General features: G+C 66.9%; 20 protein-coding genes and 1 pseudogene. 8 read left to right on the forward strand and 13 right to left on the reverse strand.

Annotated features, from left to right (window positions below; genetic code table 11):
• The 5 genes from C265_RS24000 to C265_RS24020 all read left to right on the forward strand — a co-directional run.
• On the forward strand, window positions 1–285 hold a 285-nt coding region (locus tag C265_RS24000), incomplete at its 5' end, for a citrate/2-methylcitrate synthase (RefSeq protein WP_010809521.1).
• A gap of 122 nt (window positions 286–407) precedes the next feature.
• A complete protein-coding gene (gene acnD, locus C265_RS24005; RefSeq protein WP_010809522.1) occupies window positions 408–3,020 on the forward strand; it encodes a Fe/S-dependent 2-methylisocitrate dehydratase AcnD in 2,613 nt (870 codons plus the stop codon).
• Window positions 3,021–3,081: 61 nt separating this feature from the next.
• Window positions 3,082–4,272, forward strand: a complete 1,191-nt coding sequence (gene prpF / locus C265_RS24010; RefSeq protein ID WP_010809523.1) for a 2-methylaconitate cis-trans isomerase PrpF — start codon at window positions 3,082–3,084, stop codon at window positions 4,270–4,272.
• A gap of 26 nt (window positions 4,273–4,298) precedes the next feature.
• On the forward strand, window positions 4,299–5,753 hold the full coding sequence (locus tag C265_RS24015) for a bifunctional 2-methylcitrate dehydratase/aconitate hydratase (protein WP_010809524.1): 1,455 nt from the start codon (window positions 4,299–4,301) through the stop codon (window positions 5,751–5,753).
• 227 nt (window positions 5,754–5,980) lie between these two features.
• Entirely contained in the window at window positions 5,981–7,105 is a 1,125-nt protein-coding gene (locus C265_RS24020) for an asparaginase (protein WP_010809525.1), read from the forward strand.
• Between the two features lie 28 nt (window positions 7,106–7,133).
• Here the strand turns inward: C265_RS24020 and C265_RS24025 are convergent, their stop codons facing one another.
• Window positions 7,134–8,099, reverse strand: coding sequence for an AraC family transcriptional regulator (locus tag C265_RS24025; RefSeq protein WP_010809526.1), 966 nt, complete (start codon window positions 8,097–8,099; stop codon window positions 7,134–7,136).
• 123 nt (window positions 8,100–8,222) lie between these two features.
• Between C265_RS24025 and C265_RS24030 the strand changes: the two genes are divergently transcribed.
• Window positions 8,223–8,768 (forward strand): carboxymuconolactone decarboxylase family protein, encoded by a 546-nt coding sequence (locus C265_RS24030; RefSeq protein WP_010809527.1) that lies wholly within the window; start codon window positions 8,223–8,225, stop codon window positions 8,766–8,768.
• A 221-nt stretch (window positions 8,769–8,989) separates the two neighbouring features.
• On the opposite strand, the pseudogene C265_RS24035 reads toward C265_RS24030, so the two are convergent.
• Both C265_RS24035 and C265_RS24040 read right to left on the reverse strand, forming a co-directional pair.
• A pseudogene (locus C265_RS24035) lies at window positions 8,990–9,286 on the reverse strand (cation transporter); the annotation flags it as partial.
• Between the two features lie 145 nt (window positions 9,287–9,431).
• A complete protein-coding gene (locus C265_RS24040) occupies window positions 9,432–9,902 on the reverse strand; it encodes a PaaI family thioesterase (RefSeq protein ID WP_010809529.1) in 471 nt (156 codons plus the stop codon).
• A 167-nt stretch (window positions 9,903–10,069) separates the two neighbouring features.
• On the opposite strand from C265_RS24040, the gene C265_RS24045 reads away from it, so the two are divergent.
• Complete coding sequence (locus tag C265_RS24045) at window positions 10,070–10,321, forward strand: DUF1289 domain-containing protein (RefSeq protein WP_011615395.1); 252 nt, start codon at window positions 10,070–10,072, stop codon at window positions 10,319–10,321.
• A gap of 11 nt (window positions 10,322–10,332) precedes the next feature.
• Here the strand turns inward: C265_RS24045 and C265_RS24050 are convergent, their stop codons facing one another.
• The 4 genes from C265_RS24050 to C265_RS24065 all read right to left on the reverse strand — a co-directional run bounded on the left by C265_RS24050 (window position 10,333) and on the right by C265_RS24065 (window position 15,893).
• Window positions 10,333–11,052 (reverse strand): MOSC domain-containing protein, encoded by a 720-nt coding sequence (locus C265_RS24050; RefSeq protein WP_010809531.1) that lies wholly within the window; start codon window positions 11,050–11,052, stop codon window positions 10,333–10,335.
• Window positions 11,049–11,756 carry a glutamine amidotransferase gene (locus C265_RS24055; protein ID WP_010809532.1) on the reverse strand — a complete coding sequence of 236 codons (708 nt, stop codon included), beginning with the start codon at window positions 11,754–11,756 and terminating at the stop codon, window positions 11,049–11,051. Before C265_RS24055 ends, C265_RS24050 begins: the two co-directional genes overlap by 4 nt.
• A 121-nt stretch (window positions 11,757–11,877) precedes the next feature.
• Window positions 11,878–14,340 carry a penicillin acylase family protein gene (locus C265_RS24060; protein WP_010809533.1) on the reverse strand — a complete coding sequence of 821 codons (2,463 nt, stop codon included), beginning with the start codon at window positions 14,338–14,340 and terminating at the stop codon, window positions 11,878–11,880.
• A 119-nt stretch (window positions 14,341–14,459) separates the two neighbouring features.
• The gene (locus C265_RS24065; RefSeq protein WP_010809534.1) at window positions 14,460–15,893 is read right to left on the reverse strand and encodes an aldehyde dehydrogenase family protein; all 1,434 of its coding nucleotides are present in this window, start codon (window positions 15,891–15,893) and stop codon (window positions 14,460–14,462) included.
• A gap of 206 nt (window positions 15,894–16,099) precedes the next feature.
• On the opposite strand from C265_RS24065, the gene C265_RS24070 reads away from it, so the two are divergent.
• Window positions 16,100–16,708, forward strand: a complete 609-nt coding sequence (locus C265_RS24070) for a hypothetical protein (protein ID WP_010809535.1) — start codon at window positions 16,100–16,102, stop codon at window positions 16,706–16,708.
• 67 nt (window positions 16,709–16,775) lie between these two features.
• Here the strand turns inward: C265_RS24070 and C265_RS24075 are convergent, their stop codons facing one another.
• The 6 genes from C265_RS24075 to C265_RS24100 form a co-directional block, all read right to left on the reverse strand.
• Window positions 16,776–18,398 carry an ABC-F family ATPase gene (locus tag C265_RS24075; protein WP_010809536.1) on the reverse strand — a complete coding sequence of 541 codons (1,623 nt, stop codon included), beginning with the start codon at window positions 18,396–18,398 and terminating at the stop codon, window positions 16,776–16,778.
• A gap of 273 nt (window positions 18,399–18,671) precedes the next feature.
• Window positions 18,672–19,631, reverse strand: a complete 960-nt coding sequence (ldcA, locus tag C265_RS24080; protein ID WP_010809537.1) for a muramoyltetrapeptide carboxypeptidase — start codon at window positions 19,629–19,631, stop codon at window positions 18,672–18,674.
• Window positions 19,628–20,230: a tRNA adenosine(34) deaminase TadA gene (tadA, locus tag C265_RS24085; protein WP_010809538.1), complete on the reverse strand. Its 603-nt coding sequence runs from the start codon at window positions 20,228–20,230 to the stop codon at window positions 19,628–19,630. Before tadA ends, ldcA begins: the two co-directional genes overlap by 4 nt.
• Window positions 20,231–20,239: 9 nt before the next feature.
• Window positions 20,240–20,716 carry a 6-carboxytetrahydropterin synthase gene (locus C265_RS24090; RefSeq protein WP_010809539.1) on the reverse strand — a complete coding sequence of 159 codons (477 nt, stop codon included), beginning with the start codon at window positions 20,714–20,716 and terminating at the stop codon, window positions 20,240–20,242.
• Between the two features lie 123 nt (window positions 20,717–20,839).
• Entirely contained in the window at window positions 20,840–21,475 is a 636-nt protein-coding gene (gene queE / locus C265_RS24095; protein WP_010809540.1) for a 7-carboxy-7-deazaguanine synthase, read from the reverse strand.
• A gap of 493 nt (window positions 21,476–21,968) precedes the next feature.
• Window positions 21,969–22,475, reverse strand: coding sequence for a DUF1993 family protein (locus C265_RS24100; protein ID WP_010809541.1), 507 nt, complete (start codon window positions 22,473–22,475; stop codon window positions 21,969–21,971).
• Window positions 22,476–22,544 lie beyond the last annotated feature (69 nt).

A 22,544-nucleotide genomic window follows, 5' to 3' on the forward strand; every position in this document is an offset into this window, starting at 1 on the left:
AAGGATGCCGGCTCGATGAAGATGTTTGACATCGCCGAGCGCCTGGAAACGGTGATGTGGGACATCAAGAAGATGTTCCCGAACCTGGACTGGTTCAGCGCGGTGAGCTACCACATGATGGGCGTGCCGACGGCGATGTTCACGCCGCTGTTCGTGATCGCGCGTACTTCGGGCTGGGCCGCGCACATTATCGAGCAGCGCATCGACAACAAGATCATCCGCCCGAGCGCCAACTACACCGGTCCGGAGAACCTGAAGTTCGTGCCGCTGAAGGATCGCAAGTAAGACCGGCTGCCGGTTTGCTCCGCGTCGGGTTGCCTTGATCCGGGCCTGCGGGCAAGGGGGTAGTTGGTCGCTGACATGGGACCACTACCCCTTTTTCATACCTATATTGATTTCCCTACACCATGAATTCTGCAAACCGCAAACCGCTACCGGGCACCAAGCTGGATTACTTTGACGCGCGCGCCGCGGTCGAGGCAATCCAGCCGGGTGCCTACGACAAGCTGCCGTACACGTCGCGCGTGCTGGCAGAAAACCTGGTGCGCCGCTGCGATCCCGCCACGCTGACGGATTCGCTCAAGCAGCTGATCGGGCGCAAGCGCGACCTCGATTTCCCGTGGTTCCCGGCGCGCGTGGTGTGCCATGACATCCTGGGCCAGACCGCGCTGGTGGACCTGGCCGGCCTGCGCGACGCCATCGCCGACCAGGGCGGCGACCCCGCCAAGGTCAACCCGGTAGTGCCGGTGCAGCTGATCGTCGATCATTCGCTGGCGGTGGAGTGCGGCGGCTTCGACCCCGATGCGTTCGCCAAGAACCGCGCCATCGAAGACCGCCGCAACGAAGACCGCTTCCACTTCATCGACTGGACCAAGCAGGCGTTCAAGAACGTCGACGTGATCCCGCCGGGCAACGGCATCATGCACCAGATCAACCTGGAGAAGATGTCGCCGGTGATCCACGCCGACAACGGCGTGGCCTACCCCGATACCTGCGTCGGCACCGACAGCCACACCCCGCATGTGGATGCGCTCGGCGTGATCGCCATCGGCGTGGGCGGCCTGGAAGCCGAGAACGTGATGCTCGGCCGCGCCTCGTGGATGCGCCTGCCGGATATCGTCGGCGTGGAGCTGACCGGAAAGCGCCAGCCCGGCATCACCGCCACCGACATCGTGCTGGCCCTGACTGAATTCCTGCGCAAGGAAAAGGTGGTCGGCGCCTATCTGGAGTTCCGTGGCGAAGGCGCCTCCAGCCTGACGCTCGGCGACCGCGCGACTATTTCCAACATGGCCCCGGAATATGGCGCCACTGCCGCGATGTTCTTCATCGACGAGCAGACCATCGATTACCTGCGCCTGACCGGCCGCACCGACGAGCAGCTCAAGCTGGTCGAAACGTACGCCAGGACTGCCGGCCTGTGGGCGGATTCGCTGAAGAACGCCGAATACGAGCGCGTGCTGAAGTTCGACCTGTCGAGCGTGGTGCGCAATATGGCCGGCCCGTCCAACCCGCACAAGCGCCTGCCGACCTCCGCGCTGGCCGAGCGCGGCATCGCCGTCGACCTGGACAAGGCCCGCGCGCAGGAAGCCGAAGGCCTGATGCCGGACGGCGCGGTCATCATCGCCGCCATCACCAGCTGCACCAACACCAGCAACCCGCGCAACGTGATCGCCGCCGCGCTGCTGGCGCGCAACGCCAATGCTCGCGGCCTGGCGCGCAAGCCGTGGGTCAAGTCGTCGCTGGCCCCGGGATCCAAGGCAGTCGAGCTGTACCTGGAAGAAGCGAATCTGCTGCCCGACCTCGAGAAGCTTGGCTTCGGCATCGTCGCCTTTGCCTGCACCACCTGCAACGGCATGTCCGGAGCGCTGGACCCGAAGATCCAGCAAGAGATCATCGACCGCGACCTGTACGCGACGGCAGTGCTGTCCGGCAACCGCAACTTCGATGGCCGCATCCACCCGTACGCCAAGCAGGCCTTCCTGGCCTCGCCGCCGCTGGTGGTGGCCTATGCCATCGCCGGCACCATCCGCTTCGATATCGAAAAGGACGTGCTGGGCACGGACCAGGACGGCAAGCCGGTCTACCTGAAGGACATCTGGCCGAGCGACGAAGAGATCGACGCGATCGTGGCGAAGAGCGTCAAGCCCGAACAGTTCCGCAAGGTCTACGAGCCGATGTTCGCCATTACCGCGGCCAGCGGCGAATCGGTCAGTCCCCTGTACGACTGGCGTCCGCAGAGCACCTACATCCGCCGCCCGCCCTACTGGGAAGGCGCGCTGGCCGGCGAACGCACGCTCAAGGCGCTGCGTCCGCTGGCGGTGCTGGGCGACAACATCACCACCGACCACCTGTCGCCGTCCAACGCCATCATGCTCAACAGCGCCGCCGGGGAATACCTGGCCAGGATGGGCTTGCCGGAAGAGGACTTCAACTCGTACGCCACCCACCGCGGCGACCACCTGACCGCGCAGCGCGCCACCTTTGCCAACCCGACCCTGATCAATGAAATGGCTGTGGTCGATGGCCAGGTCAAGAAGGGTTCGCTGGCGCGCATCGAGCCCGAAGGCAAGGTCGTGCGCATGTGGGAAGCGATCGAGACGTACATGGATCGCAAGCAGCCGCTGATCATCATCGCCGGCGCGGACTATGGCCAGGGCTCGTCGCGCGACTGGGCCGCCAAGGGCGTGCGCCTGGCCGGCGTGGAAGTCATCGTCGCCGAGGGCTTCGAGCGCATCCACCGCACCAACCTGATCGGCATGGGCGTGCTGCCGCTGGAGTTCAAGCCGGGCGTGAACCGCCTGACGCTGGGCCTGGACGGCACCGAGACCTATGACGTGATCGGCGAGCGCCAGCCGCGCGCCACGCTGACACTGGTGGTGAACCGCAAGAACGGCGAGCGCGTGGAAGTGCCGGTGACCTGCCGCCTCGACAGCGACGAGGAAGTGTCGATCTACGAAGCTGGCGGCGTGCTGCAGCGCTTCGCGCAGGACTTCCTTGAGTCGTCGCGGGCAACTGCATAAGCTGTGACAAAGGGCCCGAGCGGCACGCATGCCGCCCGGGCCAACCAGGACAAAGATTTCCATGACTCACGTACCCCAGATCAAGATTCCCGCCACCTATATCCGTGGCGGCACCAGCAAAGGCGTGTTCTTCCGCCTGCAGGATTTGCCGGAAACGGCACAAGTGCCCGGCCCGGCCCGCGACGCGCTGCTGATGCGCGTGATCGGAAGCCCCGACCCCTATGGCAAGCAGATCGACGGCATGGGTGCCGCCACCTCCAGCACCAGCAAGACCGTCATCCTGTCCAAGAGCACACGGCCCGACCACGATGTCGACTATCTGTTCGGCCAGGTCTCGATTGACCAGCCCTTTGTCGACTGGAGTGGCAACTGCGGCAACCTGTCGGCAGCGGTCGGTCCCTTTGCCATCAGCGCCGGCCTGGTCGATGCCAGCCGCATCCCGCACAACGGCGTGGCCGTGGTGCGCATCTGGCAGGCCAATATCGGCAAGACCATCATCGGCCATGTGCCCGTCACCAACGGTGAAGTGCAGGAAACCGGCGATTTCGAGCTCGATGGCGTGACCTTCCCGGCCGCCGAAGTGCAGCTTGAGTTCATGGATCCGGCCGCCGAGGAAGAAGGCGCCGGCGGCGCGATGTTCCCCACCGGCAACGTGGTCGACGACCTCGAAGTGCCGGGCGTGGGCACGCTCAAGGCCACCATGATCAACGCCGGCATCCCGACCATCTTCGTCAACGCCGAGAGCATCGGCTACACCGGCACCGAGCTGCAGGACGCCATCAACAGCGACACCAGGGCGCTGGCGATGTTCGAGACCATCCGTGCCTACGGCGCGCTGCGCATGGGCCTGATCAAGAACGTGGACGAGGCCGCCAAGCGCCAGCACACGCCCAAGGTGGCCTTTGTCGCCAGGCCGGTCGACTACGTCGCCTCCAGCGGCAAGAAGGTGGCCGCGGCCGATGTGGACCTGCTGGTGCGCGCGCTGTCGATGGGTAAGCTGCACCACGCCATGATGGGCACGGCAGCGGTGGCGATCGGCACCGCCGCCGCCATCCCCGGCACGCTGGTCAACCTGGCCGCCGGCGGCGGCGAGCGCAACGCGGTGCGTTTCGGGCATCCGTCCGGCACGTTGCGCGTGGGCGCCGAGGCGCAGCAGGTCGACGGCGAATGGGCGGTCAAGAAGGCCATCATGAGCCGCAGCGCGCGCGTGCTGATGGAAGGCTGGGTGCGCGTGCCCGGCGACGCGTTCTGAGCTGAGCTGAGCCCGCGAGGCCGTTCATGTCCACCGACACGCCGTCCGCGCAACGCCCCGATCCGGACCAGGTGCTGGTCGACATCGTCGACTATGTCACCCGGTACGAGATCAAGAGCGGCCTCGCCTATGACACCGCCCGCAACTGCCTGATCGACACGCTTGGTTGCGGGCTCGAAGCCCTCTCCTACCCGGCCTGTACCAAGCTGCTGGGTCCCGTTGTTCCGGGCACGATCGTGCCCAACGGCGCGCGCGTGCCGGGCACCCAGTTCCAGCTCGATCCGGTCCAGGCCGCGTTCAATATCGGCGCGATGATCCGCTGGCTGGACTTCAACGACACCTGGCTCGCTGCCGAATGGGGTCATCCGTCGGATAACCTCGGCGGCATCCTGGCCACCGCTGACTGGATCTCGCGCAACCACATCGCCGCCGGGCGCAAGCCGCTGACGATGAAGGCAGTGCTGGCGGCGATGATCAAGGCACATGAGATCCAGGGCTGCATCGCGCTGGAGAATTCGTTCAACCAGGTCGGGCTGGACCACGTGGTGCTGGTCAAGGTGGCCTCCACCGCCGTGGTCGCGCAGATGCTAGGCCTCACGCGCGACGAGATCCTCAATGCCGTGTCGCTGGCCTGGGTCGACGGCCAGAGCCTGCGCACCTACCGCCACGCCCCCAACGCCGGCAGCCGCAAGAGCTGGGCCGCCGGCGACGCCACCAGCCGCGCGGTGCGGCTGGCGCTGATCGCCCGCACCGGCGAGATGGGCTACCCGTCGGTGCTGACGGCAAAGACCTGGGGCTTCTACGACGTGCTGTTCAAGGGGCAGCCGTTCCGCTTCCAGCGGCCGTACGGGACGTACGTGATGGAGAACATCCTGTTCAAGATCTCGTACCCGGCTGAATTCCACGCGCAGACCGCGGTGGAGGCAGCGATGCAGCTGCACGGCGCGCTGGCGCTCGCGGGGCGCAGCGCGGCCGATATCGCCGCCATCACCATCCGCACCCACGAGGCCTGCCTGCGCATCATCGACAAGCAGGGCCCGCTCAGCAATCCGGCGGATCGCGACCACTGCATCCAGTACATGGTGGCCGTGCCGCTGCTGTTCGGCCGCCTGACCGCCGCCGACTACGAAGACAGGATTGCCGCCGACCCGCGCATCGACGCGCTGCGCGGCAAGATCACCTGTGTGGAAGACCCCGCGCTGACGCGCGACTATCACGACCCCGCCAAGCGCTCGATCGCCAATGCGCTGACCGTGACGCTGGCGGACGGCACCGTGCTGGACGAGGTGCTGGTCGAATATCCGCTCGGCCACAAGCGCCGCCGCGCCGAGGGCATCCCGCTGCTGGTGGAAAAATTCCGCACCAACCTCGCCCGCCGCTTCCCGCCGAAACAGCAGCAGGCCATCCTTGCCGCGTCGCTGGACCAGGCGCGGCTAGAGGCCATGCCGGTCAATGAGTACCTCGATATGTATGCGATTTGAGTTATCGCCCGGGCAACTTCATGCCAAATCGGCATAACCCTTGCAGCGCCCCTCCCGCGCCAAATTCTCCTCACGTATAGTCACTGCCGCTGCCTGAACGGGCCCTGCATCACAGGCCCCGCTGCCGGCAGCCACCGACTGAACACGGACGGCACCATTCCACCCATAAGGTATGTCGTGCCGATTCCAGTACGGGCCACACGTTCGTATAGATACCGAGGAGAAACATGAAACACTTCGCCCGCGTCACCACGCTGGCCGCTGCCCTGCTGTCGGCGAGCCTGATCACCGGCACTGCCCACGCGCAGCTCGCCCCCGCCGCACAATCCGCCGCCGCACCCGCCACCGCCCAGGCCGAAGCCCGCAAGGCCAATATCGTCATCATCGGCACCGGCGGCACCATTGCCGGCGCCGGCGCATCGGTGACCAACACCGCGGCCTACCAGTCCGCCGTGGTGCCGGTCGACAAGATCATCGCCTCGGTGCCCGAAATCTCCAAGGTCGCCAACGTCAAGGGTGAGCAGATCTTCCAGATCGGTTCGGAGAGCTTCAACAACGAACGCCTGCTGAAGCTGGCCAAGCGCGTATCGGAACTGCTCAAGCAGCCAGACGTGGACGGCATCGTCATTACGCACGGCACCGACACCATCGAGGAAACCGCTTACTTCCTGAACCTGACGCTCAAGAGCGACAAGCCGGTGGTGGTGGTGGGTTCGATGCGCCCGGGCACCGCGCTGGGCGCCGATGGCGCGCTCAACCTGTACGACGCCGTGCTGGTCGCCTCCAACCCTGCCTCCAAGGGCAAGGGCACGCTGGCCGTGCTGAACGACGAGATCCACACCGGCCGCGACGTCACCAAGAGCAACACCTTCAAGACCGAGACCTTCCGCTCGCCGTTCGGCCCGCTGGGCTACGTGGTCGAAGGCCGCACGCTGTTCTACCGCCTGCCGGCGCGTCCGCACACGCAGCAGACGCAGTGGGACATCGACAAGATCGACAAGCTGCCTGAGGTGGCAGTGCTCTACGCCTACGGCAACGCCAATCCAGCCGCGGTCGACGCCGCGGTGAAGAGCGGTGCCAAGGCCATCATCTACGCGGCCACCGGCAACGGCAGCGTCGGCGACTACATGGTGGAGTCGCTCAAGGCCGCGCGCGCCAAGGGCGTGCAGATCGTGCGCGCCTCGCGCACCGGCAGCGGCGTGGTGGTGCGCAACGCAGAGCAGCCGGATGACAAGTACGACTGGATCGTCACCGACGACCAGCTGCCGCAGAAGGCACGCATCCTGATGGCGCTGGCGCTGACGCAGACCAACGACGCCAAGGCGCTGCAGCAGGTCTTCTGGAAGTACTGATGAGCTCGTGGAGCAGGCGGTATCGCCGCTAGACGCTCCCGCCCTCTCCCCCAGCCCCTCTCCCGCGCGCGGGAGAGGGGAGCAAACCGGCGGCTGCATCGGCCGGCAGCAATTTCCCGGCCGTCTCCCCTTCCTTTCCCTCTTCTTCCCGTTCCAGCCATTGCCTTGGCGATTGGCCCAGCCGTGCCGTAAACGCGCGCGACAGCGCCGACGCATTGGCATAGCCCAGCTCCAGCGCCACGGATTTCACCGGACGGCCCAGCCGCAACTGCGCCTGGGCCAGTGTCAGGCGCCAGTCGGTCAGGTAGTCGGCCGGCGGCTGCCCCACGACACGCCGGAAACTCGCGGCAAAGGCGCTGCGCGACATGCCCGCGCGCGCCGCCATGCGCGGCAGGTCCCACGGCTCGCCCGGCGCCTCGTGCAGCGCCACCAGCGCGCGTGCCAGGCGCGGGTCGGACAGGCCGGCAATCAGGCCCGCCTGGATGCCGGCCTCCTGGTGGTGGTCGATCAGCCAGCGCAGCAGCTGGATCAGCACCACCTCGAACAGCCGGTCGGCCAGCAGGCGGTGGCCGCAGCGCACCTGGCCGGCCTCGGCAAACAGCAGCGCCAGCGACTGCTCCAGGCCGGCCACGTGCGCCAGCGGCAAGGCGATCAGCGGCGGCAGCGCGCGCACTACCGGGTTGCGCGCACCACCGTCGAAGTCCAGCGCCGCACAGGTGAAATCCGAGCCTTCCTGCGGCGGGTTGTGAAACATGTGGTGGACCGGGCGCGGGTAGAACAGCAGCGTGGGCTCGTCAAAGCGCAGGCTGCCCGGCAGGCCCGAGCCCGGCGGATGCCGCAGCTCCAGTTCGCCGCGGCGCAGGACATGCAGGAAGCCGCGGCCCGGCTGCGCGGCGAACTGGGTCAGCCCGCACAGCGGTCCCTGGTGGAACAGGTGCGCACGCGCGCGAAACCGCTCCAGCAGCGCGGAAAGCCGGTCGATGGGTTCAGGCATGGTCTGGACGAATTGGTATGTACATAGGACTTTACGCACCCAATGGTACTCGATGGTTACCCATACTGCAGTCAAGGCGATCGCAACTGCCTTGTCCTTTCAACCTGTACCAAGGAGTCCACCATGTCCCGCGTTCCCCTCGTCAATCCCGCCACTGCCACGGGCGACAGCCAGGCTCTGCTGGCCGAGATCCACGGTGCCTTTGGCGTCGCCCCGAACATGTTCCGTGCTGTCGCCAATTCGCCCGCTGCGTTGCGCAGCATGTGGCGCGCGTTCGGTGCGCTCGGCGGCGGTGTGCTGGGTGCGGCTCTGGGCGAGAAGATCGCCGTGGCCGTGGCCGATCGAAACCAGTGTGAATACTGTCTCGCCGCCCACACCGCGCTGGGCCGGAAGGCCGGCGCCACCGCCCAGGAAATGTCCGAGGCGCAGGCTGGCCGGGCGCAGGATGCACGGACCGCCGCAGCGCTGTCGTTCGCGCTCAAGCTGGTCAACCAGCGCGGCCAGGTCAGTGATGCGGATGTGGCGCAATTGCGCGAGGCTGGCTTCAACGACGAACAGATCGTCGAGATCCTGGCGCATGTGGCGCTGAACCTGTTCACCAACTACGTGAACGTTGCCTTCGCGGTGCCGGTCGATTTTCCGAAGATCAAGCTGCGCGCGGCTGCGTAATCTGCCGCAACCAGGTGCGCGGTGGTGGCCTTCAGGCCGCCGCACGCGTGCCCTTGGTCATCAGCCGGGCTTCGATAAAGGTCCGGCTGACCTGAGGAAACCGCGCCCGGATGCGGCGCTCGATCCGGTCGATGGCGCCCGCGGCGCCGTTGGCAACGGTAGCGGTGGCGATGCGTCAGAAGCAGCACCGCGACCATCAGGCTCCAGAAATACAGCTCCTAGCCGTACCCGAACGGGTGCATGGCATCGGCCGGCCGGCGGCTGCGCGCCATGCCAACCAGCAGCAACAGCTCATTGCCGGTGTCGACGGTGGAATGGATGGCCTCGGACAGCATGGCCGAGCTGCCGGTCACGGCGGCGACGACAAACTTGGTGGCAGCGATCGCCACGTTGGCGGCAATCGCACCGTAGACAGCGATACGCGACCCCGAAGATACGGGGCTTGCCGGGAGCGTCTCGGATGCGGCAGATGCTGGGGACGCCCCGCCCTGCTGCGCAGTTTCAGGCCCATGCTGCATCGCTTTCCTCCACGAAGCTGCCCCTTTGCAATGGAAGCAGGTCGCGCCAGTGTACTGGCGCGCCTGGGTGTGAAGGTGAAAATACGGCGGTTAATTGCGTTTTATAAATTTGAAAAAACGGGCGCACGATGCGTCCGCTCCGGATTCAGAACATGGCACTGCTCATCAACGCCTTGGCCACCAGTACGCCCTCGTCCGGCGCTTCCGCATAGACCGACACGTCGGTGACCACCTGCCGGCGCCCACGCCGCACCACCATCGCCACCGCGCGCAGCGCCGTACCCTTTGCCGGGGCCAGGTACTGGATAGAAAGCGAACTGGTCGCCCCGCCCTTCACATCGTCGGCACTGCCGCCAGAAGCTGCCGCCGCGGCGCCGGCAATATCGATCAGCGTGGCAATGACACCGCCATGGACGATGCTGCCGTGGGTCACGTTGGTCGGCAGGAATGGCATCTCCAGCTCGACATGATCGGGAGCCAGGCTGGCCAGCCGCACGCCGAGGGCGCGCGCCACCGGGGAGCCGATCAGGACGTTGTCTACCATAATGCGCATGCGGGGGTCGACCGCAGCGTGGCGATCGTGCTGGCGGGGCAAGGTGGCAAGGGCTTGTGACATTTGGGCTCCTGTGAACGGCTTACGTCGTGCCTGCAGCGTAAGCGCATGGTCTACACGGCTCAATTACGTCAGACGTAATCCTCGCCGGCCCAGCCCGGCATTCCGACTGCCTGTCATTCGTACCCGATATAATGGCTGGCCGTTTCACCCCAATCCCTCCCGCCACCATGCCGTCGCCCTCAGAATCCGCCCCGCCCCGCCCCGAACCGGATCACGGCACCACGGATTCCACGCTGTCCGAGCGCCCGGACAGCCCCTGCATCGGCATTTGCTCGACGCTGTTCGACGAGATCTGCCAGGGCTGCGGCCGCACCGCGGCCGAGGTCAGCAACTGGGTGTTCTTCAGCGAAGAGGAAAAGCAGGTGGTCTGGGAGCGCATTACGCGCGAAGGCACGGGGAAGCGGTTCCGCCAGGGCTGACGCGGCGGCGCTCAGCCGCCCGCCAGCCGCCGCTCCATATCTTCGATTTCGCGCCGTTCCACGCGCTGCCGCGCAAGCTTGCGCCAGTTCTCGGCCAGCGGTGCCAGCTCTGACATTTCCGCAAGCGCGGCATAGTCCAGCCGGTCGACATACAGCACCTGCAGCAGGCGCTGCAGCGACCATCGCGGACAGGGGCGCGCCACCAGTTCCAGCGTATCGCCCGCCGCCACGTCGCCAGTCTCCAGTACACGGTAGTACCAGCCGGTGCGCAGGCTTTGCTGCACGGCGCGCGACATGCCTGCATAGCCGAATCGATGATTGAGCTTCCAGCACGGCTGTCGTGCCTGCGACACCTCCACCAGCGCCGTGCCCAGGCGGAAGCGGTCGCCGATGCAGACGGAGGCCTCGGTCAGCCCGGTGGTGCTCAGGTTCTCGCCGAAGGCCCCCGCAACGTCGAGCACACCGTTGCCTTGCGCGCCCTGCGCAGCCAGCTCCTCGCGCCACGCCGGGTAATGATCGAAGGCGTAGTGGTGCAGCGCCTTTTCCGGACCACCGTGATGGCGCGGATCGCCCTGCCCGTCGCCTTCGAGTCCAAGCGCGGTCACGCGAATCCGCTCGCCAGCCGCGGTCTTGGCGATGCCGCTGGGCACGCCCTTTGGCCCGAACGGGCGTACCTGCCCCGTCAATACGGCGCCGATCGCCGCGCGCACGGGCAATGCCGGCTGGCTCATAGCCCGGCTTCCTCCAGCCAGCGCGCGAACATGCGCTCGCCCGCGGCCGCCACCGTGGCACCGACTTCCGCAGTACGCGCGCGGATGGTGCGCGGATCGATGCCGGCCTTGGCCAGCTCGACGGTATGGCCGATCAGCCAGGCCTCGATATCGCGCGGCATGACCTCGGGGTGGAATTGCAGCGCCAGCACCTGGTTGCCGATGGCATAGGCCTGGTTCTGTACCGCGGCAGTGGACGCCAGCAGTTGCGCGCCGGGCGGAAGGTCGAAGGTATCGCCATGCCAGTGCAGCACCTCCCAGTGGGCGGCAGCCAGTTCTGCCAGCGCGGAATCCTGCCCCGCTGGCGTAGGCGCAATCGGCGCCCAGCCGATCTCGCGCGTGCCCGCGTAGACGCGCGCGCCGGCAGCACGCGCGATCAGCTGCGCGCCCAGGCAAACCCCGATCATCTTGCCGCCAGCCGCCAGGCGTTGGCGGATCAGAGCGATCTCGGCCTCCAGCCAGGGATAGGCATCGGTTTCATAGACACCGATGGGGCCGCCCAGGATCAGCAGCAGGTCGGCCGGATTGTCCGCGATGGGTGCCAGGTCATCGACGCCGGCCTGGAACACCTGCAACGCGTGCCCGCGCGCGCGCAAGGCATTGCCGATCACGCCCGCATGCTCGAATGCGACGTGCTGGATCACATGGGTGGTACGCGTTGCCATCGGGGACTCCTGCCGGTCGAAAGGGGTCCCCATGGTAGCGTCAATTGCTGCGCCCCGCGAAGACCATGGCTCGATCTCGCCTATTTGCGAGCATTCTCAGCACGGCATGTCGTAATCTGCGCTATTTGGTCGCAGCCGGCACCAGGATCAGCGCATCTGGCGCATCCTGCTGCGGCAGCGATGGCACGGGCGGGATCGTCACGTACTCGACCGCGGCCCATTTGCCGGCCCAGTCGCGGTAGCGCGGCAACAGCGCGTTGCCTGACTGCCCGGTGGAGTCCATGAACCGCGACGCCTCCAGGTCCGCCAGGTCATATAGCGCACGCACGCTGGCCGCGTGGGTGTTCTCGAACGGCGCCTTGTCGTCGCGCAGGTTGTGGCGGCCGACATTGACCGTATAGGTATCGCCGCCGGTCGGCACGCGCAGGTTGAACAGCGGCGACAGGTACGCCACCTTGCCGAAGGGCTTGTGCTCGGAGCGGGCCGTGTGCGCCTCGCCCCAGCGCCAGCGGGCGGAGTCGTCGCCGTAGCGACGCGACAGGTCCGCCATGGCCCGGGTCCAGGCGTCCGCGATGGCGTCGTCGCAGGTCTCTGCCGCGCGCGTATGCTGCCGGTCGCACCAGAACGCGCCCAGCGTGCGCGGATCGCGCAGGATGTTGAGCATGGGCTGCTGCACGTTACGCTGGTCCCACAGGCGGACAAAGATCGCCTCGCCCGCCTTCTCTTCGAACAGCCGCCGCGACAGCTCGCGCAGCCAGGCGGTAACGACCAGCGGCTCGGCGCGCCCCGGGTCCATGTTTCCGTCCCACTTGCGCAGCGCTTCCAGCAAGGCGCGTTCGCGCTCGGGCCGCGCCGCATCGCGGCTGACGGGCGCGGCCAGCAGCAGCGGCAAGGCATCGCGCACGGCCAGCGAGACCACGTCTTTCTGGATTGCCGCAAAGCTGTCGAAGCTGTGCCTGGGCGTGTCCGCCAGCAGCGCCTTGATCCGGTCAAAGCGATACGGCACGGTCCATTCGCTGGTGATGAAGTACGGGTAGTCCGGTGCGACGATGCGCTGATTGGCCGTCACGATCACGCCGTCGGCCGGGTTGTAGCGGTGCGGCAGTGCCTCGAACGGAATAAAGCCGGTCCAGTCGTAGCGCGCATCCCAGCCGGGCGCCGGCGCCAGCCCCTTGAGGTCGTTGTCGGCCCGGCGCAGCGGCACGCGTCCGGGTGCATAGAAGCCGATATTGCCGTCGACATCGGCATAGACAATGTTCTGCTGCGGCGAATGGAAGTCGCGCAGCGCCGCCGTGAAGCCGGCCCAGTCGCGCGCCTCGTTCATGCGCAGCCCCGCCTGGAAGGTGCGGTCGTCCGGGCGCAGCGCGGTCCACTGGAAGGCCACCACATACTGTGCGCCCAGCGGTCCCGCGGCAGCCGAAAGCGGCTCGGCCACATCGGAAATCACCGGGCCGTGGCGCGTGGCGCGGACCTTCAGCACCACGTCCGGGGCGCCCTTGACGCGGATGGTCTCGGTGCGGGTCTCGAATGCGGCCCAGCCGTCCGGGGTCTGATACTGGGTGTCGTTGCCGGGGCGCAGCCGTTCGATATACAGGTCCTGCACGTCGGGCGCGGTATTGGTCAGCCCCCAGGCGATGCGGTCGTTGTGCCCCAGCACCACCAGCGGCATGCCGGGCAGCGTGGCGCCGGTCACGTCCAGGCCGGGCGCCGTCATCCTGGCGAAATACCACAGCGCGGGCGCCTGCAGCCCGAGGTGCGGGTCATTGGCCAGCATCGGCTTGCCCGATTGCGTATGCGCGCCCGACACCACCCAGTTGTTCGAGCCCATGCCCTCGACATAACCCGGCGGCGCCTTGTCGCCGACGCTGGCCATGGCATTCGCCAGCGGTGCCAGTTGCTGGTACAGATGGCCGTAATCCATGGTGCGCACCGGCTGCTCGCCCGGATACGGCGCCAGCAACTCGCTGATGCGGGCCACCGGCAGCACTTGCGCCAGCCGCATGCGCAGGGTTTCCTGGGTCCAGTTGCCGCCCAGGTCCCAGGCCATCATGGTCTGCCAGCCCAGCGTATCGGCCGGCTCCCAGCGCTCGGGCTGCGCGCGCAACAGCAGGAATTCAGGCGGCAGCGGGCCCTTGCGATGGTCGATCCAGGCATTGACGCCGTCGGCATAGGCCTGCAGCGCGGCACGGGTCTCGGGCGAGGCCTGCGCCAGGATGGCCTCGGCATTGCGGCGCACGCCCAGCGTGCGCAGGAACTTGTCGGTATCGAGCGCGGACGGTCCCAGGATCTCCGCAAGCCGGCCTGCCACGACGCGCTTGTTCATCTGCATCTGCCACAGCCGGTCCTGTGCATGGACGTAGCCCAGCGCGAACCAGGCGTCCGCCTTGCTGGCGGCGCGGATATGCGGCACGCCATGGCCGTCGCGCACGACCGTGACCTGGCCGCGCAAACCCGCCAGCGCTTCCTGGCCGGATGCAGGCGGCTGCGCCGCATGGCGATACCAGACCAGGGCCGCGGCAGCGCCGGCCACCGCCAGCACCAGCAGCCCCGCCGCAAACCTGGTCAGCCGACCAAACCAGCGCATCGTTGCTCCCCCAATGACTCTCGTTATGTTGTGCGTGTCTTCCGCACATTATCCGCACGAAAAAATGCCCGGGCCAGCCGGGCATTTCCCATATTGCATCAACGCCGCTCAGCGCCGCATCAGGCCGCCGGCTTCTTCAGCTGCAGCGACTTGTACTCCAGGAATTCCTCCAGGCCGTACTTGCCCGCTTCGCGTCCGTTGCCGGACTGCTTGTAGCCGCCAAACGGCGCCTGCATATTGAACGGGCCGCCGTTGATATCGACCTGCCCGGTGCGGATGCGGCGCGCCACGCGGATCGCGCGTGCCTCGTCACCGGACCAGACCCCGCCGCCCAGGCCATAGATGCTGTCATTGGCGATGCGCACCGCGTCTTCCTCGGTGTCATAGCAGATGATCGACAGCACCGGCCCGAAGATCTCTTCCTGCGCCACGGTGGCACGCGGCTCCACGTTGCCGAGCACGGTCGGCTTGACGAAGAAGCCCTTGTCCAGCCCTTCCGGGGTGTCCGGACCGCCAGCTACCAGCTCGGCACCCTCTTCCAGGCCCCGGCGGATATAGCCGGTCACGCGGTCCTTCTGCACCGCGGAGATCAGCGGTCCCAGCTTGCTGGCTTCCTGCAGCGGATCGCCCACGGTAAAGCCCTCGACCACCTTCTGCGCGATCGCCTTCACTTCATCGTAACGGGCCCGCGGCACCAGCATGCGGGTATGCGCCGAACAGGTCTGGCCGGAATTCAGGAAGCAGGCATTGATGGTGCCCTTTACCGCCGACGGCAAGTCGGCGTCGTCCAGGATCACCGAAGCGGACTTGCCGCCCAGCTCCAGCGCCACGCGCTTGACGGTCTGCGAGGCCAGTTCAGACACGCGCTTGCCGGCGCGGGTCGAACCCGTGAACGACACCATGTCGACTTCCGGGTGGCTGGCCAGCACCTCGCCCACCACCGGGCCATAGCCGGTCACCAGGTTGAACACGCCCGGCGGCAGGCCGGCGGCCTCGATCACCTCGGCCAGCACGAAGGCATTGAGCGGCGCCACCTCGGAGGGCTTGAGCACGACGGTGCAGCCGGCGGCCAGGGCCGGCGCCACTTTGAGCGTGATCTGGTTGAGCGGGTAGTTCCACGGGGTGATGGCACCCACCACGCCCACGGGCTCGCGCACCACCAGGGAGTTGCCGACCTCTTCCTCGAAGCGGAAACCGTCCAGCAGCTTGGCGGCCTGGCCCCAGTTGTAGACCGGCCCGCCCACCTGGATCGCGCGCGCCAGCTTGATCGGCATGCCGACTTCGCCGGCGATCAGCTGGGCCAGCTCTTCGCTGCGCGCCTTCAGGCCTTCGGCGATCTTGGCGATATAGCCGGCACGCACCGCCGGCGGCGTGGCCGACCAGCTGTCGAAGGCCGCGCGGGCCGCCTGGATGGCATCCTCGGCGTCGCGCGCCGAGCCTTCGGGGATGGTGCCCATCACCGCCTCGGTGGCGGAATGGATGACGTCGATCGTGCCGTTGCCGTGGGGAGCGACCCACTTGCCGTTAATAAAGAGTTTGTCTCGTTGTTGCATGGCCACAGTTCTCGGTTTGGTGAATTGGCGATTGCAATTTTTTGTTACTTTTATGGTGCACGCACATTGTAGAGCGGATTCGGGACTATGTTTTTGCGCCGCGGAAAGCCGCGCATACCGCTCCGGGCAAGAAGGTGGCGATAATCGGCCGCACCACCTGACAGGGACTCTAGCCAAAGGCGGTCGGACATAACAAGGGGTGAGACATGGTCGATCCGATCTACCGCAAGACGGATGCGGGACAGGACGAGATCCGGACGCGTGCACGCAAGCTTGACCACAAGCTGCGCGCGCTGCTGCTGATGGTCAACGGCGAGCGCCGCGGGCAGGAATTGCTGGCGCAGGTGGCCGGCATGGGGGTGGCACCCGAGGCCATCGACACACTGGTGGCACAAGGGCTGGTCGAAGCCGTCCCGGAGCCGGCACGGCCGCCCGCTGCGGTGGCACCGGCACAGGCACCGGCGCGGGTCACGCCTGCCGCCGACACCAATATGTTCTCCGTGTATGCAATGCGGCACGCACGCGCCCCCGAGGTGCCCGAGACGCCGCAACCGACCGATACCGCGGCCCCTTCGCCCGCCGACATCGCGGCCTTCGAGAGCCTGTATCACTTCTATACCGACGTGATCGGGCAGCATCTCGGCCTGCGCGGCTACATGCTGCAGGTGAAGGTCGAAAGGGCCACCGACCTGCCCGCCCTGCTGGCGCTGCGCGAACCGCTGCATGCGGCACTGCTCAAGGCCAAGGGCGACATCACCGCGCGTGCCATCACGAGCCAGCTCGACCAGATCACAGATCGCATCGCCGCCGGCTGAGATTCCGGCGCACCAATGAAAAAGGCCGCCCGGAGGCGGCCTTCTCTCATCGTCAACGTCCCGACGCTCAGCCGTCGATACCCTGCGACTGCAGGTACTCGTCATACGTACCCAGGTAGTCCGTCAGCGTGCCGTCGGTGCGCACTTCGATCACGCGCGTCGCCAGCCCGCTGATCAGCTCGCGGTCGTGCGAAACGAAGATCAGCGTGCCCGTGAACTTGTCCAGCGCGATCTGCAGCGATTCGATCGACTCCATGTCCATGTGGTTGGTCGGCTCGTCCATGGCCAGCACGTTGTGGCGGCCCAGCATCAGCTTGCCCCAGATCATGCGGCCCTTCTCGCCGCCGGACAGCACCTTGACCGACTTCCTGATGTCGTCGGCCGAGAACAGCAGGCGGCCCAGCGTGCCGCGCAGCGAGGTCTCGTCGTCGCCGGCCTGCGTCCACTGGCTCATCCAGTCCATCACGTCGCGGTTGTCCGGGAATTCCTCGTAGGTATCCTGCGGCATGTAGCCGACGTTGGCGTTCTCGGCCCACTTGACCGTGCCGCGGTCCACTTCCACGCCGCGCTGCACGCCGGTCTGCACCGCCCCGTTGAGCAGGCTGCGCAGCAGCGTGGTCTTGCCCGCGCCGTTCTCGCCGATGATCGCCACGCGCTCGCCGGCCTGAATCGCCAGCGACAGGCCGTCGATGATCTTGCGGTCGTAGGTCTTGGTGATGTTCTCCACTTCCACGGCCAGGTTGTGCAGCTTCTTCTCGAACTCGAAGCGGATGAACGGGTTCTGGCGCGACGACGGCTTGATGTCGTCGACCTTGATCTTCTCGATCTGCTTGGCGCGCGAGGTGGCCTGGCGGGCCTTGGACTTGTTGGCCGAGAAGCGGCGCACGAAGTCCTGCAGCTCGCTGATGCGCTCCTTGGCGCGCGCGTTGGCGGCAACCTGGCGCTCGCGGGCCTGCATCGACGCTTCCATGTAGTCGTCGTAGTTGCCCGGGTAGACCTTGAGCGTGCCGTAGTCCATGTCGGCCATGTGGGTGCAGACCGAGTTCAGGAAGTGGCGATCGTGGGAAATGATGATCATGGTGGAGTTGCGCTCGTTGAGCACGGTCTCCAGCCAGCGGATCGTGTTGATGTCCAGGTTGTTGGTCGGCTCGTCCAGCAGCAGCACGTCCGGGTTCGAGAACAGTGCCTGCGCCAGCAGCACGCGCAGCTTCCAGCCGGGGGCGACGTCGCTCATCGTGCCCTGGTGCTGGCTGGTGGGGATGCCCACGCCCAGCAGCAGTTCGCCGGCACGGGCCTCGGCGGTGTAGCCGTCGTATTCGGCGTACTTGGCCTCCAGCTCGGCGGCCTTCATGTAGTCTTCGTCGGTCGCTTCCGGGTTGGCGTAGATGGCGTCGCGCTCCTGCGCGGCGGCCCACATCTCGGTGTGGCCCATCATCACCACGTCCAGCACGCGCATGTCTTCATAGGCGAACTGGTCCTGGCGCAGCTTGCCCAGACGCACGCCCGGCTCCAGCATGACGTTGCCCGACGACGGTTCCAGGTCGCCGCCCAGGATCTTCATGAAGGTGGACTTGCCGCAACCGTTCGCGCCGATCAGGCCGTAGCGGTTGCCCTCGCCGAATTTGACCGAGATATTCTCGAACAACGGCTTGGGGCCGAACTGCATGGTGATGTTTGCGGTAGAAAGCACGTCTTGAACCTTGTCTGGAGATTGTGGCGCCGCGGCGCTGGCCGCGGCTTGCCGGTTTTGCACACGAGGCGCACCCCATGCCGCTCAGGGACGGGCCTTGCCGGAGATGCATCGCGCTGGCCCGGAGTCATCCGGCGGCCATGGCTGGCGATGCGGCACGGGCCGCGCCCGGTTCATGCGAGAACCCGGCAGGAAGTCAGGAAATAACCGTACATTCTATCATCCGGACGCATTCCTTGCACCCGGATGCGCGGCATTGGACGATGCGGCCGGTCAGGCCAGTGGCGGCAGCACCGGATAGCCGGAAAACGCCATGCTGAAGCCATCCGCACGTGCGGCCAGCCGCACCTGGGCGCCGACCGGCAGCGTCAGCTTGCGCGCGCAGTGGCCGAACGGCAGCCCGGTCAGCACCGGCACCGGCAACTGGTCGCGCAGGTAGGCCACCACTGCGTCCATGTCGTAGCCGTTGTCGTAGTCGGTGACGCGGTAATTGGAGAAATCGCCCAGCACGATGGCGCGCTGCGCGCCCAGCACGCCGGCCTGCTGCAGCTGGATCAGCATGCGCTCCACCCGGTACGGTGGCTCGTTGATGTCTTCCAGGAACAGCACCCCGCCCTCCACCTGCGGCATGAAAGGCGTGCCCAGCAGGCTGCACAGCATGGCCAGGTTGCCGCCCCAGAGCGTGCCTTCCACGCTGCCTGAGAACGGTTGTCCGCCCGACTGCGGCGCCGCGACATCGACGCTGTACGCCGGGTTGCGCAGGATGCCTTCGAAATGCTCCCACATGAAGGGATCCACCACCTCGGCACCAAAATCCGCCAGCAGCATCGGCCCCGCAAAGGTGACGGCACCCGTCGCCGCCAGGCAGGCCAGCTGGAACGCGGTGAAGTCGCTGTGGCCGACGATGGGCGTGCCGCTGGCGCTGGCCTGCGCGGCGATGCGGGCAAAGTCGACTTGCGCCAGCAGCCGCGCGATGCCATAGCCGCCGCGCACCGCCAGCGTCAGCTCGTGCGGCGCGCCGGTGCCGATGGCATGGAGGTCGGCCAGCCGCTCTGCATCCGTGCCGCCAAAGCGCAGGTAGCGCCGCGCCAGCACGTCGGGGTTGGTCATGTGGTAGCCATGATGCTTGAGCCAGGCACAGCCGCGCGCGGCAATGGCGACGTCGTGCGGATACCCGGACGAGGCGATCAGTCGGACTTCGGTATGCGGCGGCCTGCTGTTCGGCGTGCTCATGCTTCGGTGTCGTTGTTCTTGTCGGGATCGGTGACAGGCGCGGCGGCGTCCTGCTGTGCGGCCTTCTGCGCGGCTTTCTGCGCCCGGCGGCGCGCGCCGAAGAAATCCTTCAGCATCTGGCCGCAGGTGTCGGCCAGCACCCCGCCGGCAATGGTGGTCTGGTGGTTGAGCTGCGCCTGCTCGAACAGGTTGAGCACGCTGCCGGCGGCGCCGGTCTTGGGGTCGGCTGCACCGAACACCACGTGGCGCAGCCGCGCGTGCAGGATCGCGCCGCTGCACATGACGCACGGTTCCAGCGTCACGTACAGCTCGCACTCGGGCATGCGGTAGTTGCCGATCACCTGGGCGGCGGCGCGCAGCGCCTGCATCTCGGCATGGGCGGACGGGTCCACCGAGCGGATCGGCAGGTTGTGGCCGCGAGCGATGATGGTGTCGTTCCAGACCACCACCGCGCCCACCGGCACTTCGCCGGCGGCTTCGGCCAGGCGGGCTTCTTCCAGCGCGGCGCGCATGTAACGCGCGTCGCGCTCGGCAGCCTCGGCCGGGTCTTCAGGCAGGGCGCGCAGCGCGCGCAACGGCAGCGGTGGCGTCTCTGGCATCGTCCCCGCTCAGTCCTGCGCCGGCAGCACCGCGGGCGCGCTCACTTCCGCCCAGCAGTTGGGCGTTTCGAACAGCACCAGCCTGGTCAGCTGCAGGTGGTGACCGAAGCAGTCCTTGAACACCGGCGCCAGGATGTCGAAGGCAACCTGGGCCAGGTTCTCGACCGTCGGGATCGCGTCCAGCACCACGGTCTTGTGCCCTTCCATCGATTGCAGGAAGTTCAGCAGCGCGGTGTCACCACGGTAGATCAGGAAGGCATGGTCCCACTTGTTGACCAGGTGCTCGTTGGCGAGCGCCTTGATGTCGCCGAAGTCCAGGATCATGCCGTCATCCGACGCGCCCTCGCGGTGCAGGACCTCGCCCGACAGCGTCAGGTCCAGCCGGTAGCGGTGTCCGTGGATATTGCGGCACTGGCCGCAGTGGTTCGGGATGCGGTGGCCGGAGTCGAACTCCAGCCGGCGGGTAATGGAAACTTGTTTGCTCATGTGTACCGGCGCCGGTGCCGGCCGCCTGCGTTGGGACGGACACTGCGCGCGCGTCCGAAGCCTGTATTGTGTACGTTTTGCCGCCCGTTGGGCGACCTGTCGATACCGTGGATGCCGCGCCGCTCAGCGGATGCCGAGCAGCTTGTGAGTCTGCAGCGACAGCCGCCAGCGCGGATGGCGCTGGCAGAACGCCACCGCGGCGGCGGTATTTTCCCTCGCCAGCGGGCCATCCATGGCCTGCACCAGGAAATGGCGGAAATCAAGCTGCTCGTATGCGGCAAAGTCCTGGCCCTCCTGCGGGATCACGACTTTGAGCTCGTCACCACGCGTGACCACCAGTTCCGAGCCCATCTTGGGGCTGACGCAGACCCAGTCGATGCCCGGCGGCACGGCGATGGTGCCGTTGGTTTCGATCGCAATCTCGAAGCCCTGCGCATGCAGCGCGTCGATCAGCGGCGCGTCCAGTTGCAGCAGCGGCTCGCCCCCGGTGCAGACCACCAGCGGCTGGCCGCCGGCGCCCTGCGGCCATTCCGACGCGACCACTGCGGCCAGTTCCTCGGCCGTGCGGTACTTGCCGCCGCGCGTGCCATCGGTGCCGACGAAATCCGTATCGCAGAACTGGCACACCGCGCTGGCGCGGTCTTCTTCGCGGCCGCTCCACAGGTTGCAGCCGGCAAAGCGGCAGAACACCGCGGCGCGGCCGGCGTTGGCGCCTTCGCCCTGCAGCGTATAGAAGATTTCCTTGACGGCGTAAGTCATGCGTGGGGGTCTCTCTGGGACCGTTTGGGGACCGTTAACGGGCATTCGGCCGCCCTTGGGCTGGCCGGGGTTTCAACAGGTATTGGGCAAAGGCCGGATAACAAGTATCACGGATCTGGGCTCGGGCTCCCGGATCGGCGCCGCATGGCTGGCAGCGCGGGCGGTGTGCACCGGGTTTTCCGTGCATGGCTCCGGGCACTGCCGGAGGAACCGCCTGTGGCCTGTCGCAGGCTGCGTCCGGCCGGTCCGGACGTAATGCAAGTATACCAGAGGGGTCAGGGTTTCCGCTTAGAGGCTGGCGGGATGCGGTCCCGGCCGTCGGCCAGGCGCGCGGCAAATATCTCCTGCAGATCACCCGGTTTTGCTGCAAAGGGCCGCCATCGGCGCCCCGGTGCTGAACGCGCTGACCGGCGGCTGCCGCCCAAGCTGCTGTTCGACAATGAAAAAGCCGGGATCCGCGCCCGGCTTTTTCCTACTGGCCCCGCTCGGCTTCTTACTTCAGCCCCAGGTAGTCGCGCTTGCCAATCTGCACGCCCTTGTGGCGCAGGATGTCATAGGCCGTGGTCACGTGAAAATAGAAGTTGGGCAGCGCAAAACCCAGCAGGTAGGACTTGCCGTCGAATGTCATCGGCCCCTGGCGCAGCTTCAGCTCGATCGCGCGCTGCTCGCTGCCTTCCAGCTGCTCAGGCGTGATCTGCTCCAGGAACCCGATGGTGCGGGCGACGCGGTCCCGCAGTTCGGCAAAGGTGGTTTCGGTATCGGCGAACGAAGGCACCTCGATGCCTGCCAGCCGCGCGGCGCAGCCCTTGGCGGCGTCGCTGGCGCGCTGCACCTGTGCCGGCAGCGCATCCATGTCGGCGATCAGGCGGGTCTGGATCAGGTCGGCCGGGTCCATGCCCTGCGCCTGGGCGTGGGCCGCGCCCTTGTCCAGGATCGCGGCGAGATTGCCGAGCGCGCGGATGAACAAGGGAATCGAGACTTCGTACATCGAGAGTGCCATGGGGTCTCCTGTGCAGGCCTTGGTTGGAAATTCCTGTGGTCGGGGGCCGTCGGGCCGCACCGCTGCCGC

Origin of the sequence: Cupriavidus sp. GA3-3, from assembly GCF_000389805.1 — a bacterium.
GTDB lineage: Bacteria > Pseudomonadota > Gammaproteobacteria > Burkholderiales > Burkholderiaceae > Cupriavidus > Cupriavidus necator_D.